15 protein-coding genes and 1 pseudogene are annotated in these 15,500 nt (G+C 57.3%); 6 read left to right on the forward strand and 10 right to left on the reverse strand.

Going from position 1 to position 15,500, the window contains the following annotated elements:
• Positions 1 to 114: 114 nt before the first annotated feature.
• Positions 115 to 1,128, reverse strand: a complete 1,014-nt coding sequence (locus M5B99_RS12250; protein ID WP_248804257.1) for a GlxA family transcriptional regulator — start codon at positions 1,126 to 1,128, stop codon at positions 115 to 117.
• Between the two features lie 324 nt (positions 1,129 to 1,452).
• Positions 1,453 to 2,073 (reverse strand): LysE family translocator, encoded by a 621-nt coding sequence (locus tag M5B99_RS12255; protein WP_248804258.1) that lies wholly within the window; start codon positions 2,071 to 2,073, stop codon positions 1,453 to 1,455.
• A gap of 518 nt (positions 2,074 to 2,591) precedes the next feature.
• Between M5B99_RS12255 and M5B99_RS12260 the strand changes: the two genes are divergently transcribed.
• Entirely contained in the window at positions 2,592 to 3,077 is a 486-nt protein-coding gene (locus M5B99_RS12260; RefSeq protein ID WP_248804259.1) for an Lrp/AsnC family transcriptional regulator, read from the forward strand.
• Positions 3,078 to 3,237: 160 nt separating this feature from the next.
• Here M5B99_RS12260 and M5B99_RS12265 read toward each other — a convergent pair.
• A pseudogene (locus M5B99_RS12265) lies at positions 3,238 to 3,361 on the reverse strand (LysR family transcriptional regulator); the annotation flags it as partial.
• Positions 3,362 to 3,540: 179 nt separating this feature from the next.
• Between M5B99_RS12265 and M5B99_RS12270 the strand changes: the two are divergent.
• Positions 3,541 to 3,780, forward strand: a complete 240-nt coding sequence (locus tag M5B99_RS12270) for a hypothetical protein (protein ID WP_248804260.1) — start codon at positions 3,541 to 3,543, stop codon at positions 3,778 to 3,780.
• Between the two features lie 55 nt (positions 3,781 to 3,835).
• Here the strand turns inward: M5B99_RS12270 and M5B99_RS12275 are convergent, their stop codons facing one another.
• The 5 genes from M5B99_RS12275 to M5B99_RS12295 all read right to left on the reverse strand — a co-directional run bounded on the left by M5B99_RS12275 (position 3,836) and on the right by M5B99_RS12295 (position 8,744).
• Positions 3,836 to 4,480 (reverse strand): c-type cytochrome, encoded by a 645-nt coding sequence (locus M5B99_RS12275; RefSeq protein ID WP_248804261.1) that lies wholly within the window; start codon positions 4,478 to 4,480, stop codon positions 3,836 to 3,838.
• Positions 4,481 to 4,520: 40 nt separating this feature from the next.
• Complete coding sequence (locus M5B99_RS12280) at positions 4,521 to 5,957, reverse strand: cytochrome C (RefSeq protein WP_248804262.1); 1,437 nt, start codon at positions 5,955 to 5,957, stop codon at positions 4,521 to 4,523.
• An 89-nt stretch (positions 5,958 to 6,046) separates the two neighbouring features.
• Complete coding sequence (locus M5B99_RS12285) at positions 6,047 to 6,598, reverse strand: cytochrome b (RefSeq protein WP_248804263.1); 552 nt, start codon at positions 6,596 to 6,598, stop codon at positions 6,047 to 6,049.
• Positions 6,599 to 6,744: 146 nt separating this feature from the next.
• Positions 6,745 to 8,088, reverse strand: coding sequence for an ATP-binding protein (locus M5B99_RS12290; RefSeq protein WP_248804264.1), 1,344 nt, complete (start codon positions 8,086 to 8,088; stop codon positions 6,745 to 6,747).
• Positions 8,085 to 8,744 (reverse strand): response regulator transcription factor, encoded by a 660-nt coding sequence (locus tag M5B99_RS12295; RefSeq protein ID WP_248804265.1) that lies wholly within the window; start codon positions 8,742 to 8,744, stop codon positions 8,085 to 8,087. The genes M5B99_RS12290 and M5B99_RS12295 overlap by 4 nt, the downstream gene beginning before the upstream one ends.
• 197 nt (positions 8,745 to 8,941) lie before the next feature.
• Here M5B99_RS12295 and M5B99_RS12300 point away from each other — a divergent pair, with 197 nt between their 5' ends.
• Genes M5B99_RS12300 through M5B99_RS12310 form a run of 3 tightly spaced genes read left to right on the forward strand, consistent with a single transcriptional unit; the run spans position 8,942 to position 12,582 of the window.
• Positions 8,942 to 9,412 carry a DUF2271 domain-containing protein gene (locus tag M5B99_RS12300; RefSeq protein WP_248804266.1) on the forward strand — a complete coding sequence of 157 codons (471 nt, stop codon included), beginning with the start codon at positions 8,942 to 8,944 and terminating at the stop codon, positions 9,410 to 9,412.
• 25 nt (positions 9,413 to 9,437) lie between these two features.
• On the forward strand, positions 9,438 to 11,618 hold the full coding sequence (locus M5B99_RS12305; RefSeq protein ID WP_248804267.1) for a PepSY domain-containing protein: 2,181 nt from the start codon (positions 9,438 to 9,440) through the stop codon (positions 11,616 to 11,618).
• Positions 11,608 to 12,582, forward strand: coding sequence for an FAD:protein FMN transferase (locus tag M5B99_RS12310; RefSeq protein WP_248804322.1), 975 nt, complete (start codon positions 11,608 to 11,610; stop codon positions 12,580 to 12,582). Before M5B99_RS12305 ends, M5B99_RS12310 begins: the two co-directional genes overlap by 11 nt.
• 239 nt (positions 12,583 to 12,821) lie before the next feature.
• Here the strand turns inward: M5B99_RS12310 and M5B99_RS12315 are convergent, their stop codons facing one another.
• Positions 12,822 to 13,004 (reverse strand): hypothetical protein, encoded by a 183-nt coding sequence (locus M5B99_RS12315; protein WP_248804268.1) that lies wholly within the window; start codon positions 13,002 to 13,004, stop codon positions 12,822 to 12,824.
• A 962-nt stretch (positions 13,005 to 13,966) separates the two neighbouring features.
• Here M5B99_RS12315 and M5B99_RS12330 point away from each other — a divergent pair.
• Positions 13,967 to 14,425 carry a hypothetical protein gene (locus M5B99_RS12330; protein WP_248804270.1) on the forward strand — a complete coding sequence of 153 codons (459 nt, stop codon included), beginning with the start codon at positions 13,967 to 13,969 and terminating at the stop codon, positions 14,423 to 14,425.
• Positions 14,426 to 14,614: 189 nt separating this feature from the next.
• Here M5B99_RS12330 and M5B99_RS12335 read toward each other — a convergent pair whose 3' ends face one another.
• A complete protein-coding gene (locus M5B99_RS12335; protein ID WP_248804271.1) occupies positions 14,615 to 15,130 on the reverse strand; it encodes a hypothetical protein in 516 nt (171 codons plus the stop codon).
• Positions 15,131 to 15,500: the final 370 nt, after the last annotated feature.

Below are 15,500 nucleotides of genomic sequence, written 5' to 3' on the forward strand. Positions count from 1 at the left end.
TCGACGGGCTTGGTCAGGCCACGCAGCGCACTTGGGAAGAACCGGCACGTCCAGGGTGACGGGCGGGTATTGGCAGGCTTGCAACAAGGGGTGGAACCCGAAGATCCACCCAGATTATTTGACCAGGCGCTTTTCCTTGGAAGGCCTGTAGCCAAAATACGAGCTATAGCATTTGCTGAAATGGCTGGGCGACACAAACCCGCAGGCCACCAGCACATCGACCTGGGACAGCTCGGTATGCTGAAGCAGTCGGCGTGCTTCGGTGATACGCAGTTCCAGGTAATAGCGTTGCGGCGTGGTGCCCAATTGCTCCTTGAACAGACGCTCGAGCTGCCGACGTGAACGACCGGCATAGGCCGCCAGTTGCTCCAGCTCCAGAGGCTCTTCGAGGTTGGCATCCATCAGCTTGACCACCTCCCGCAGCGGTGCGCTCACACACACATTCTCGGCCGGTTTGATACGCCGGTAGCGCGACTCCTCGAACGCCAGGATGTCCTCGATACCTTCGACCAGGGCTTTATCGTGCAGGCCCTTGATCCAGTCCAATGCCATATGGAAAGCCCCTGAAGGGCTGGACGCGGTGAGCCGGTCGCGATCGATGACATAGGCCTCGCTGGTGACATGGGTCGCCTTGGAGATTTCCGCGAGCGCCGGCCGATGTTCGGGGTGAATCGCACAACGGTAGCCATCGAGCAAACCCGCCCGGCCCAGGAACCAGGCGCCATTCCACAACCCGGCCAAGCTGACATCCTGGTCCGACGCAGCCCGCAGCAGGTTGATGAGCGGGTCATCGGCCTTCAGTTCAGTCCGGTAACCGCCGCAAATGACCAACAACTCAAGGTTTTGAATGGCTGCCAGATCGATACGGGCATCAGGGCGAATCACCAGGCCCAGGTCGCTGATGACCTCCCCGTCATTCAAGCCGAAGGTTCGTGAAGAGAACAACCCGGGGCGCAGCAGGTTCGCCGTGACCAGCGTATCCAGAGCCTGGGTGAACGCCGGCAGGGAGAAATGCTCGAGCAGCAGAAAGCCTGTCCGGGTCATTTGCGCGGGCAGGTCAGGTCTATCATTCAGATAGCGGAGATTTTTCCCCTTCATCCCTCCGCTGAATTGACGTCGCTCGATCAATGTTTGAACCACTCGCTTGTGTTGACCAACAGCTTGTTGGGTGGATTGATCAGGGTGAAACACCTGGCCGCTACACAGCGCAGGCAGCACCGGCCCGTTGCTCCAGTGCCAGGGCAAATCTACCCAAGCTTCACTGAGTAATCCAAACAGTCATTCTCATGCATGAAGATGAAAATGTCTTGCGGACACACCATGCCTGAGCCCCGAGGTTGTCAGCAATTTTTTGTAGAGTTCGCGCTTCAGCGCCTCACTGCACCCTCTGCGCAGCATAATTTCAATCACGACCAGATTGCCTGAACGGCAGCCACGAGGAGCAAGAGCGCCTCAACGAATCAGCATCGCCGCGGCAGCCGCCACCATGATCACCGCCGCACCACGGAACAGCCGCTGTTGTGCTCGCAAGCTCGACAGCAGGTGCCGGATGCGCACCGCGCTGACAATGAACAGCGCGCCAACACCGAGCAGCACGAGAATGGTCAGCGGCACCAGCATCAGCCCCCAGGTCTGCAACGAAACCGTCTCCAGGTTGATCACCAGCGGCAACAACGCCAGATAGAAGGCGATGGTCTTCGGGTTGCCCAGGGTAATGGTCAGGCCGGATATCGCCGCCGACAGCAGCTCCTGCCTCTTCACCGGCCTGCCGACTTCGATAGCCTGATGGTTGGCGAACCAGAACTGCCAGGCCAGATAGCACAGGTATAGCGCCGCCGCCCAGCGCACCAGCTGGAACAACGCGTTGAAGTGCTCGGCGATCATTGCCAGGCCAAAGACGGCAAATGACAGATAGGTCAGATCGCCGAGGATCAACCCAAACAGCAGGCAAAAGCCCGACAACGCACCACCACTGACGCTGCGCGCCACCAGCGCCGCCATGCCGGGGCCGGGAATGGCCGCAGCGATGCCCAGCGCAGCCGAGTAGGTAAGTACTTGTGTCAAATCGAGCATGTCATATTCCTCAGGTCATTTATTATTGTCTTGCCCGACGCTTTGCGCTTGCGACAAGCAAGGCTATCAACGCTTTCAACGGAAGCCGGCAAGCCACTGTCCGACAACTTCCCGGGAGAAGACCAGATCCACCACCGCTAATCCGAGCGACTTGAAGACCGTCACGCCTGCCTCATGAGCCAACCATTGCAGCGGGCAGCGAATTGAGACGAATCAGGTATGCACAGCGCGTCTCTTGAGTTTCAAACACCCACCTCACTACAAAGTCGATAGCCTGTTTCCGCTGACTGACACACCTGGCGCAAGCCCAGCGCAACAGTGAGTTAATAATGATCGGTTTTATTTATTCAACGACGCCGACGGCATCGATGGTTGCGTAGCCACTAAACCCTGGTCACTTCAAGTTCAGAAACTGGAGAAATATTATCCCTTTTAGTCAGGGAAAAATTTTCTATTTAAATTGCCGGAGTGCCGAGTTCTGGTAGGATTCACCCCCTTATCATAGGAAAGCGAAATTTATGACCTCTCAGACACTGAATCTGACAGACGTCAAAATCCTTACCGCCTTGCAACAGGACGGCAGGATCACCAACCAGACCTTGGCCGAGCAGATCGGCATGTCGGCCTCCCCTTGCTGGCGCAGGGTCCGGCAGTTGGAAGAACATCGCTATATCCAAGGTTACAGGGCGGTGCTGGACCGACGCCGGATCGGGTTGGGGGTCATGGTGTTCATACGGGTCAGCATCGACCATCACAGCGAAGCCGAGGCCCGGAAGTTCGAACAGGAAGTGATGCAGCTGGAGGATGTGGTGGCGTGCTACAGCATCGGTGGCGACGCCGACTTCCTGTTGCAGGTCGTGGCGCGCGATCTTGACTCGTTTGCCGACTTCGCGATGTCGGTGGTCCGGCAGTTGCCCGGTATCAAGGAGATGCAGAGTATGTTCGTACTCAAGGAGATCAAGCCTTTCGTGTCGTTCCCGGTCAAGCGCTCCCAGGAAGCCTGAACGCACAGATACGGAGCTCCAGGCGGTCGCGCAGAGCAGCCAAGTCGAGCGTTGGCACCGTTTACCAAGAGTTCGCGGGCTTGCACGATTCAGCCGACAGTTCGTGCAGATAGTCGACAAAAGCAGGCAATGGTGCCGGCAAATGGCGCCGCCCAGGCTAATACAGAAACGGACCGGAAAACGTCTGCCACCAAGGCTGCAAGATGGGGTCGCGCTCGCCGCTGTCCTGTTGCGGCCGCAAGGTCTTCAAACAAATGCATCACGTCCAGGCCGGCGACCGCTGAACCGGATGCAATTGGTGATAAGGCGAACGTGGATTAATGGTGGACCGATAAACTCCAGAAACGACAAAGCCCCGGATTCCGGGGCTTCTTCATTGAGGCCGCGACACCGTCCAATAATTGGTGCACCGTGTCCCCTACCCCAAAAATGCATCACAGACCCACCTTTATCCGGACGTCACATGACACCCAACGCAGAGTTCTACAACCCTTCCACCGAATATGCCGACAAGCTGATTGCGCGCATCGGACAAACCCCGTCCTGGATCGCAAAACGCATCGGCGTGACCGACAAGCGCATTCGCTACATCCTGGATGGCGAAAGGACCGTCAAGGGCGAAACCACCCCCATCCAGATGACCTACACCGAGCAGTTTGCCCTTGAGTGCCTGGCCGCAGAGGCGGGTTCGAGGAAGAAATAGGCGCTGATCCGGACGGGCTGTCGGATCCACACGGCATCAGGGGCCACAAAGCCTCCTATTTTTTCACCCCGAGTGTCGCAATATAATGAGCAACCGATTCAGCATCTGCATCAGACAGTGAATGAGTGACCTGCTTCATCAGGGCCCCACGGGGACGCTGGTCAGTCTGTTGGAAAATCTTGATCTGGCGGATCAGATAGTAGGCATGTTGACCCGCCAGACGCGGAAATTGGCCATTGCCCTGACCGTCAGCACCGTGACAGGAATTACACTGGATGACACCCGACCCAGGCACCCCCTGGCGAAAGATTGATTCGCCGCGTGCATCAGGCGTATCAGCGTCAGCCTTCATGGGGTTCTGACTTGAAAAATAGTCTGCCAGTTCGCTGATCTGGGTCTCTGTCAAATGGGTAAATCCCCACATGTACTGAGTCCCGCTTTCATCGCTGCGGGCATGCCCCTTGAAGTCAGTCAGTTGCAACTTCAAATACTCTTTTTGCTGGCCGGCCAACTTTGGAAACATCGGCGAGACAGACTCCCCGGTCAGTCCATGGCACATGGAGCACACCTTTTCCGCCATGGCGGTACCGGACAGGGATGAGGTCTTTTTCGATAGTTCCCCGTTCGTACCTGTACACCCCGTGAGCGCCACCACGCAAAGGGCAAGAAAAAAAGGTGAACGCTTGAAAGTACCCTTCATGCCCATCGCCTCCAGGGTTCACACCCCTGTGCTCAACCGTTCAAAGCGCGTACCACATATAGAAATACGTGGTGTTATTGTCACTGGCATTACGGCCGTTACCGTCATAGTTGCTCGATGCACCTAAATAACGGGTGAAATAGTTATATTGAAGTCCGACCCTCAGGTTTTGCATCGGCAACCAAAAAACCTCTGGCGTCCACATCTGTGTATTGGGTGAGAGATTGGCACTGTTCGGATACGCCATGGCATCCGAACTGCCATTGACATTGGAATAGGCCAGGCTCGCACCATATTTGGCACGGTACACATAACTGCCCTTCAGTTTGAATGATCGGAGGGACGCCGGGCCGTCAAAGAGCGTATGGGTGTCATCTTTTATTTCCTCCTTGACATACCGTATCTGCGCAGTAAAAGCATGGGGTTCAAGAAGGTACTGATACTGCCCATCGAAGCCCAGGTCTCGGTACTCGGTGCTGCCCTGGCCGTAGACCGGATTGTTGGAGTCATCCATGGGAAGAATTTTGGCCTTCATTGCAAAGGCGCCCACCATGATGTTTTGGGCGCCCCACTCATAGGTATAAGCCAGCCTCGCATAGGGGCTTGAGCCATCCATGTACGTCAACGGATGGTAGGTGTCGCCCTTCTTGTTACCCAGACTGAGAAAGCCCCACGTATCCTTGGCTGTCTGGTAGGAGGTCAGTTCCAGATACAACGACTTGTTCAAATAGACATAGGCCCCGATACCCGCCACCTGTTGAGCCAATCCCCCTTCAATCAGCGTCGAGGCTGGAACCCCGCCAAAAGCCCCCAATGTGGAGCTGACATACGGATAGCCCCAGGCGGGGGTGCTGTTCCAGACATCCTGCACCGTTGGGTTATTGTTCAATGTAACCCCCCAGATGACATCCCGTGAGGCATCCGCCCGGCGATCCGCATAACGCAGATCAAAATTGTCCGAGCCCAGGTGACTGACCCAATTACCCGAGCCATCCTGGTGGTCATACGAGCTGTAGGTGAATTGGGCAAAGCCGCCGATGACGTCAGTGATTTTTCCGCCCAGGAACACGCTGGAGTAATCAATGAGGAATTGCTTGTCCTTCGGTGAAATCGAGCCGCCCGCGCCATCGCTGTTGTTACGTGTCGAGGTGAGGTCACCGACGATCATGGCGGCCAGGGGGTTGGTTTGTACGCCGTTGGTATAACCTGTCAGCTTGAACAGACGCCCATAAGGCGTTAGCTCAGGAAATTGCCCACCGGCATGGCAGGCAACGCAGCTTTGTCCTGTCTGGCGCGCAAAGGAAGGCAGGGCCTGGGCGGATTGACAGAACAGGAGGAACATCAGCCCCCCCAGCAGGGTTCCCGGCTGCCCAAGCAACCTGAAAAAAAACCACCACGTCACCGCCCTCTTTCCGCCTGCGTCGCCATCCTTCGGATACATTTCAATGCCCTCTGGAAAGAGGCTGTCAAGTGACATAACCTTTTGGTGGAGCCTAGCTAGGTGTGGACCATTTACAAGTCATGTCGGGCATTGTGTCAGGGTCAAGTTTGCATCGGTACCGATACTCAGGGATGAAAACGTTTGGGTATCATCCGTACCATCGTGTTATCGCCGACCCAATAATGGTGGAAAAGCCCTGCGCAGGCGTGTAATCCGATCAGCCAGTACCCCGCATTTCCAACCCACTCATGCCAATTTTTGAGTTGCCTCGCCATATCGGGATCGAGCGCTATTGGCGAGGGGAGCATAAAGTCATAGTACGGGATCGGTTTGCCAGCAGCACTGAGCATCAACCAGGCGAGTAACGGGGTAGCGATCATCAGCCCATACAACGCCAGATGAGCCATGTGGGCCAACAGCGTTTGCCAGACAGGTGGCTTGGGCAAGATCGGCGGGCTTGCTTTCAAACGCCCTAACAGGCGCACCCATACCAAGGCAAAAATAGCCATGCCAAACACTGCATGGGTACCTAGAAAGAAACTTCGCAAGGCACCACCACGAGGAAAAAACCCTTTGATTTCGATACATGCATAGACACCGACAAAGAGCGCCAGCATTAGCCAATGCAAAATTATCGACATTTTTGCGTAACGTTGGACGACAGTTTCGTGGGGCATAACAGACCTCTTTACTTTATTGGCAAATGGGTGATTTGTTCAAACCACCCTGCTCACGTGAATGACACTTGTTTACCGATTCAAAATCAGAAAGACATCGCCATCCTCAAACTTGAGTGCTGGCGATTAAAGCCCAGGGACCGCACTCAACCGGACGGCGTCGGCGCGAGATGAAATTGGATGGCCACTTCGAAACCATCTGCCCTGCCCGGTGCGGGAGAGGCTAACGTCATGCTTGCCTTGACCCCATGGACAATGGTCTTTGCAATGGCCAAGCCCAGCCCCGAACCACTGCTCTCGCTGCTGCCTCTTACAAAGCGCTCGGTCAGACGTTGCAACACCGACTCCGGCACCGCAGCACCACCATTGGCCACCCGCAATAGACCCTGGCTAGTGAGACTGACCTCGACCGGCTGATCCGTCGCACCGTACTTCAACGCATTCTCGATCAGGTTGCGCAACAGGATGCCGAAGGCGTCCGGGTCGATGGCTGTAAAGACACTGGCCTGGGTCGGTAGCTGCAACTCGATCCGCCGACCGCTGTTGTGGTTCCATTCATCAACCACATGGGCCAGCAAGGGAATCAGGTCCTGGGGCGTTTCGGACAACAGCCCGCCCCCTTCGGCCTTGGCCAGCTGCATGAGCTTTTCCGAGAGCCGGGTCAACTCCCGCAGGGAGCTTTCGATCTTGGTCGCACGCACTCGCAACGGTCCTTCGGGGGCCTCGTGGCGCAGTCGCTGGATTTGCGCGAGGGTCGCGGCCAGTGGTGTACGCAGTTCATGGGCACTGTTGGCGGTGAAACTGCGCTCTGTCTCCAACGCCTTGCGCAAGCGTTCCAGCAGGTGATTGACCGCCTCTGCCAGCGGATCGATTTCAGCCGGCAGGCGAGCCACCGTGATCGGCGACAGATCACCAGCACCACGCACCTCGACGGCACGGCGATAGGCCAATACGCTGCGCAGGCTGATCCGTACGAACAGCCAGGTGCCCAGCAGACTGATGGGAATCAGTGCCAGCAACGGCAGCAACAAGGCAAATAGCGCTTCGCGAGCGGCTTCACGACGATGGCTCAGGGGCTCGGCGATCTCGATGAACACGGTTCCATGCCGCGCACTGGCGCTGTAAAGACGATATTTTTCAGTGTTGGAGAAGCCTTCGCTCGACGGTCTGCTGAAGATCTTCGGGCTGGCGTCATGGGACTGCATCAGGACTTTGCCCTCGGCATCGCGCACCCGATAAGCCAGGTATTCCTGGTGCATTCTCAGGGTGGGCACATGTTGTGCCTCGGACTCCTGTTCACGACTGCCGATCTCCAGCACAGCCAACGGCAGGATGCGTTGCGCGGTTTCTTCCAACGCACTGTCGAACGCCTCGTTCAGCTCATGCTGCACCACCAGCCAGGCGCCGACGGTGCCCCCCAGCCAAAGCAAGGTCATGCCCAGGGTCAGGCCCAGGCCCAAGCGTTTTTGCAGGCTTGCAGACGGCTTCATTCGCAGATCAACCGGTAACCCATGCCACGCACGGTTTCAATCATTTCCCGGCCGAGCTTTTTACGCAGGCGGCTGATATAGACCTCGATGGTATTGCTCTCGATTTCGGCGCCAAAGGCATACAACCGCTCCTCAAGTTGTGACTTGGACAGCAGCGCCGTGGGACGTTGCACAAACGCCTCGAACAGCGCCCACTCGCGAGCCGTGAGGTCCACGACCAGGCCGCCGCGCTGCACCGTGCGGGCGCTCATATCGACCTGCAGATCGCCGAATTTGATGTGCGGGTTGGGATTACCGCTGTACCGTCGGGCCACGGCGGCAACCCGGGCCGAGAGTTCAAACAGATCGAACGGCTTGACCAGGTAGTCGTCGGCACCGGCGTTGAGGCCGGCGATACGCTCGGATATCTGATCCTGGGCGGTCAGGATGATCACGGGGGTCACATCCCCCGCCGAGCGCTGCTGACGCAGAAAGTCCAGTCCGCGACCATCCGGCAGCATCAGGTCGAGCAGGATCAGGTCGTAAGGCGTGGTGCGCACGCTACTGCGTGCATGGTCCAGGCACTGCACCCAATCCACCGCGTGGCCGTCATCGGCGATCTGCTCGCGTACGGCATCCCCCAGCCCTACTGCGTCCTCGACCAGCAAAACCCGCATGCGGCACCTCTCGTAATGGTTGTCGTGGCACACCTTAAACGCCTTTGCTGACATCAACCTGAAGATTCAGGTGATTGTCAGGATTGCGCTCTAGGGTATGCCACGGGTGCCGCCTCCGGCAGCTATTTCCAAGGGTTCAGGTTGCTGTCAGCCAGCCAGTCCAGACTCTCGTCACAACGCTCGAACAGGATATCGTCATGAAAACCCTCATCGCTACAACCTGCCTCGTCGGCACCCTCGCCCTGCCAGTGCAGGCACATGCCCGTGAAGTAACCCTGACCACCCAGCTCAAGGACTACAGCGGTAGCGAGGCCTATCTGGCGATCTACCTCACTGACGGTAATGGCCAGTACCAGAAAACCCTCTGGGTGGCCGGCCGCCGGGCCAAGTATTACCGGCACCTGAGCGAATGGGCGCGGGGGAGTGGCCAAAGACCCGCTGAATTTGATGGCATCAGCGGCGCCAGCGTCGGCAGCGGCGACACCCTCAAGGTCAGCGTCGAGCTGGCGGACACTTTGATCGATGCCGGGTTTCAGATCCATATCGACAGCGCCGTGGAGAACCAACGCGAAGGCCGTGCCGACGTCAGCGTGCCCCTGACCTCCAAAGGGGCGGGCAAGACAACCCTCGGTAATACCTACGTCAAGTCCTTTACCTACGACCTGTAACACCTGCTGTTTCCGGAGGCTGAACATGCTTCGCCAATTCCACTCACTGCCCGGCCTGATCGCCGCATTGCTGGTTATGCTCCTGGCCATCAGTGGCGCGCTGCTGTCCATTGACCCGGCCCTGGAGCGCCTGCACAGCGTTCCGAGCGCCACCGGGCAGGTCACTGTCGGCCAATTGGCCGGGCGCGTTGCCGAGCATTTTCCTGGCGTGGAGCAGATCCGCCGCACCGCGTCTGGAACGGTAATCGTCTACTACAACCAGAACGATCAGACCGCGACGGAAACCGTCGACCCATTGACCGGCCAAGGCCTCGCGCCCTATGAACCGTCCGCCTTCTCGCGCTGGGTGAAAGACCTGCATCGCTCGCTGTTCCTCGGTACACCGGGGCACGCTGTATCTGGCGTCGGCGCGCTGTTCATCCTGATACTGTCGGTGTCCGGCACGCTATTGCTGACGCGGCGCCTGGGCGGCTGGCGCAATCTGTTGCGGCCGCTGCGGGGCACGTTCAGCCAGCGCTGGCATTCTGAAGTCGGACGCCTGGCCTTGCTCGGCCTGCTGCTGTCGGCACTGAGCGGGCTATACATGTCCGCCAGTACCCTGGGGCTGATCGCCGACGGTAGCCAGGATGAACCGCCACTCCCCAGTGGGATCCGTGTTGCTCCGGCATTGCCAGTGGCGAGTCTGCGGGCCCTGCAAGCCACCGACCTGAATGATCTGCGCGAGCTGGTTTACCCAAGCCCCGACAACCCACAGGACCTGTTTTCCCTGCGCACGGCACATGGCGACGGCTACGTGAATCCGGCCAGCGGCGACTGGCTGTCCTATCAGCCCCATGATGCGATGCTCAGGATTTACGAATGGATTTACCAGTTGCACACGGGTGAAGGTCTCTGGTGGCTGGGCCTGCCACTTGGTGTCTGTGCGCTCTGCGTTCCCTTGATGAGCGTGACCGGTGTCCTGCTGTGGTGGCGTCGCCGCCAGGCCGGACCGAACCTGAGCCACAACAGCGACGCGCAATCGGCCGACAGCGTGATTCTGGTCGGCAGCGAAAACAACAGTACCTGGGGCTTTGCCAAGGCGCTCCATACAGCCTTGCACCAGTCCGGCCATCAGGTACACAGCACCTCGATGAATGAATGGACTGGCCAATACCCTGGCGCCAAGCGTCTGTTCATCCTCACGGCAACCCACGGCGACGGCGATGCACCCGCCTCGGCTTCGCAGTTCCTGGCGCGGCTTCGTGAGACCGGCCTCAAACCCGGCCAGCCCTTTGCCGTGTTGGGCTTTGGTGATCGACAGTTTGCCCGGTTCTGTCAGTTTGCCCGTCAGATCCAGGACGCGATGCTGCAAGCCGGCGGCTCGGCGTTACTGGAGCTTGAAACCATCAACCGCCAATCCTCCCAGGAGTTTGCCCGCTGGGGATACGCACTGGGAGGGGTGCTGGGACAGGACCTGACGCTGACTCACACCCCCGAGCGCCCGCACACCCAACCACTGCAATTGGCGGGGCGCATCGTCTACGGTGAACAGGTGAATGCGCCGACCCAGATACTACGCTTCAAGGCTATCGGCGAGTTGCCGAGCTTCCAGGCCGGTGACCTGGTAGGGATCCTCCCACCGGGCAGCCCGGTACCACGTTTCTACTCGCTGGCAAGCCGTTCGGAGGATGGCGTGTTGGAAATCTGCGTCCGTAAACATGAAGACGGCCTGTGCTCCGCGTTTCTGCATGATCTGGAGATCGGTGCGCAGATCGACGCCTTTATCCAGCCCAACCCGCAATTCCGTCCAGCGTCCGGCGGCCAGCCGGTGATCCTGATCGGGGCCGGGACCGGTATGGGTCCCTTGGCCGGCTTTATCCGAAACAACAAGGACCATAACTCGATGCACCTGTATTGGGGCGGACGCCACCCGGCCTCGGACTTTCTCTACGAGCCGGAGCTCAAGCGCTACCTGGCTGACCGACGCCTCACGGCCTTGCGCGCGGCCTTTTCCCAAACCCAGGAGCGCAGCTACGTGCAGGACCGCCTGATCAGCGATGCACCGTCCCTGCGCCGGCTGATTGAAAAAGGCGCCCAGGTATTGGTGTGTGGCCGCCGCGAAATGGCCAGGAGCGTAATGCAGGCGCTGGATGAAGTACTCGCGCCTCTCGACCTCAGCGTGCTGACCCTGAAAGCCCAAGGACGCTACCGTGAAGATGTCTACTGACCTGCAACGCTACAGTTTGAGTGGCGAAACCATGGGCACTCGCTACACGGCCTTGTTCTACGCCGAGACAGGGATCGATACCGATGTCATTGGCCAGGACCTGGCGCACGCCGTGGGCCGGGTGGACCAGCAGATGTCGACCTGGAAAGCCAACTCCGACCTCAATCGCCTCAACGCCGCCCCCGAACAGGAATGGGTGCCGGTACCCAGGGAGATGATCAGGGTGTTGTCCGCGGCGCTGCGTATCAACCAGCAATCCAACGGTGCCTTTGACATCGCTGTTGGTGATCTGGTGCATGCCTGGGGATTCGGCCCCGGCGAACAGACGGTCACGCAACCGCCGTCCGCGACGAGCCCACCACCAGTTCGCCTGTCGGCCAGCGCGGGCCTGGTGGTCGATACACGACACAATCAGGTGCGCAAGCGCGCCGCGCTCAACCTTGATTTGAACGGTATCGCCAAGGGTTTCGGCGTGGATGAACTGGCCCGTAGCCTGGAAGGCTTCGGCATCACACGGTACCTGGTGGGTATCGACGGCGAGATGCGTGCCCGTGGCGTCAAACCCGACGGCAGGGCCTGGGCCGTGGCCCTGGAAAAACCCAACCGAGGCGTACGTGAAGTGATGGGGGTGATGGAGCTCAGCGACGCCGCCATTGCAACCTCCGGCGACTACCGACAGTGGGTCGATGTGGCCGGTCGATCCTATGCCCATACCATGGACCCGGCGACCGGCGCACCGCTGAGAAACAACCTCGCGGCCGTCACCGTAGTGGCGCCAACCGGCCTGCTCGCCGACGCCTGGGCCACGGCACTGATGGTGCTGGGCGAAAACGAAGGTCCACGCCTGGCTCAGGAGCGCGGCATGGACGCCTTGTTTGTGTTACACGACGGGCAAGACTTCAAGGAAATATACGTTTCTGATGGAAAGTTACAGCTTGCCGCGGAGGGAGAAAAACAGCGGTGATCTGCTCGCCCCGGAAACACGATTTTATAAAAACCACGCGCCCTACGACGAAAGTATAATGGACTGATATAAGACAATGAACCCAGGTTAAATATCTTGATAAAAATCAGCGGCTGGTTGAGTCACGAGACTGAATATTGGAACCGTGAAGAGCAAGAGCGTCGGCCCCATTTCCCGCTCCAACTTTATCGGTAGATAAAGCTGAAGGCATGGGTATCAGGGCCGACGTCAATGACAGGTTAAGCTTTGGTGTTGATGATCGTACCGACGGAGCCTGAAGTCGCCTTTTTTTCGACCTCACCTGGCTTGCTGCCGTCGTGATCGCCGTCGCTGTCAATCTGGGCAGCGGGCGCCTGCTGGTGCTTGATTGGGGCGTTAACAGGCATGGTTACATGCATTGAACTACCAATGGCTGATGTCATTTCGAATACCTCGAAGAAGCAGTGATTTGAATTAATATTATCGGCCGCCCGTTGGAAAGTTTAGAGAAAACGAAGAAAATTCGGATTCAAAAACCAAAGAAGGGAGTCATTATCATTCACCGCCTTACTTTCATCCATACCGGCTTCAGCCCCAACTAACCCAGTAATCAAATCGTTATATTTTTGTGAAAAAGTAGTGAAGCAGACAGCCCTTCCGCCTTTTCGCCCCCTCTGAAATCCATTTAAAAATCCCACCCCGGCAGCGTTAATACATTAAAACGCAGCACCTGCATGGAATGCGCATGACAGGCATTCCAATTAGTATTCATGCGTGCGTTGCCGGGCCTGCGTAGTCAAATGTTCGTCGCCTGGAGCGGGCACCAAAAGTGGATATGCGCCGGACGCTGACCGGGGCGACCCAATTGATTGAGGCATTCCTGGGGCCGGCCCGGTCGAGCGCAGTCAGAGCAAACAGCTGGCTGCTTGTCCGAGTTGATGGTCGTGCGTTCCAGAGATGAGGTGCGGTGGAATGCACTCTTGAGCCTCACTGGCTGGGATTTCGAAACTACAGGCTATCTGGAGGCGTAGCTCACTCAGTCCGGTCGACTCTTCTTCTTTTGCCTTGGCCATTCTCGCGTGGTTCGCTGCGATTTCATTGAGAGTTGACACGGTACATCTCCCGGTGACTGACCAAGCGTATCGCTGGAGTCCTGAAGCGTTGATTGGATGGCTGCCGCGTCAGAATTATGTCGTTCTACGGCTGCTACGACCGGCCTCTGCAAACCGCAAGCCAGACAGGCTGGTGTATTGCGCGCCAGGTTTTCATAGGCGACGAATGGCGTCACGGCGTAGTCCATCAGTTCCCTAATGTGCCTGCGTCAAGCCCATCCCATGAGCCAGGACATCACTAAGGCGCTGACTGAGCGGCATAATGCGACTCCAATCATCCAAGGAGTCGGGCCATGTTGTTTTCTGCCTATACCGAAGAATCCCTCAGCGGAATCGGTCACGTTGTCCAGGACATCGAGCAAGTAAACAGATACATCGATGGGTTGCGAAACCGGCTTTCCAGTCTTTTCAAATTCACGGAGAGCCGGTTTGGCGTGAGTTTCTCCATTCCCTCGGAGAGCTACTTCCAGATTGAAGGCCACTTTGGCCTGGTCAGGGCCAACCTGATCTATGCAAATGAAGGGAATGGGACATTCGGTCGCGTGGTGCTACGCAAGCACACGCTGGATGAACAGGGAAAAGAGGCATGGCCAGAAATCTGGGCATTCAGGATTCTGAAGGATGGCGATATCTTGATGAGCGATGCTGGCCCGGTCCTCTACAACTCATGGAATACACCAGACGAGCAGAAGCACGCCGCCACCCAGTCTCTGATTGAATCAATCGTGTTGTCTGCCATGAAGCCACGATAAACCGGCAGGTTATGCAACGCCTGCGGTTTGCGCCGACACCCAAACGCCTGCGCCAGATGTTTGCTGACCTACAACCAAAAGCGATTGGCTAGGCTCAAGACTCAGCTTGAGGACTTGACCATATAGTACACCGTAGAACCGGGGACAACCGCGAGGCCCTGACTGACGGGCCCCGCGATGGCAAATCAGCTAACCGATAATGATTTCAGGCCCATCGTCAATCTCGGAGTTCGGATCAGCCGGTTTGCAGATGAGCGAGACTAAGCTCAGGGTATTATTGAGGGTCTGCCTGCCGTCCCCGTTCGACACCGTGCTGCTCCAGCGGATTTGAGAGCTGTCGGGAACGTCGGGGGTACACGTGCGCTTATCTTTGGGTTTAACCGAATGACACTTGAACGTCATGCTCGAGTTTCCATCGAAATTGATGGGATCCCACCATTGCACATTCGCGATCTCGTTTTTCGCGCCACCGGTACTCCTCACGTTATTGAGTTTGACAATGAACTCCGCCGACTCGATGGGAAAGAGCGTATTATTGTGCAAAACCGGAGCGCAAGTATAGTACTCCTGATCGTTCAGTTTGATCTGCACTTTAACGGGCAGCTCCAAGGTGATCTTGATCCCGTCTTGGTCGAAGAGGATGACCTGTTTAGTTCTCGGCGACACGCCCAGGTTCGAGAGTGTTTCTTTGGCTAATCCAGACATTTTAATTTCCTTATTTCCCTGTTTCCATAGGTACGGAGGTTCTGAGCAAGAACCTCTCCCGGTTACGCGAATCCACTCTTTGGATACGCTTCACCATTAAAGAATGACAAATCCCTTCTGTCAACATTCGCAGATACCAACCCCAAAAAAACCAACACCCCAACTTTTATTCGCTATTGATGAGAATATTCCTTATCGCCAAACATAATAATAATTGGGACTTTAACAACCTTCTATTAGTTGCTAGACAACTGAACTTAAAGCGAAAAATGAAGAATGGCGGGGCTTGGCCTACGGTGATAGTTGCGAACACACACCGACAAGCCAGGCACCACGACGGCCAACCTCTTCCGCCCGCCGGGCGCCTTCG

This window comes from Pseudomonas sp. MWU13-2100, assembly GCF_023242365.1.
Lineage (GTDB): Bacteria > Pseudomonadota > Gammaproteobacteria > Pseudomonadales > Pseudomonadaceae > Aquipseudomonas.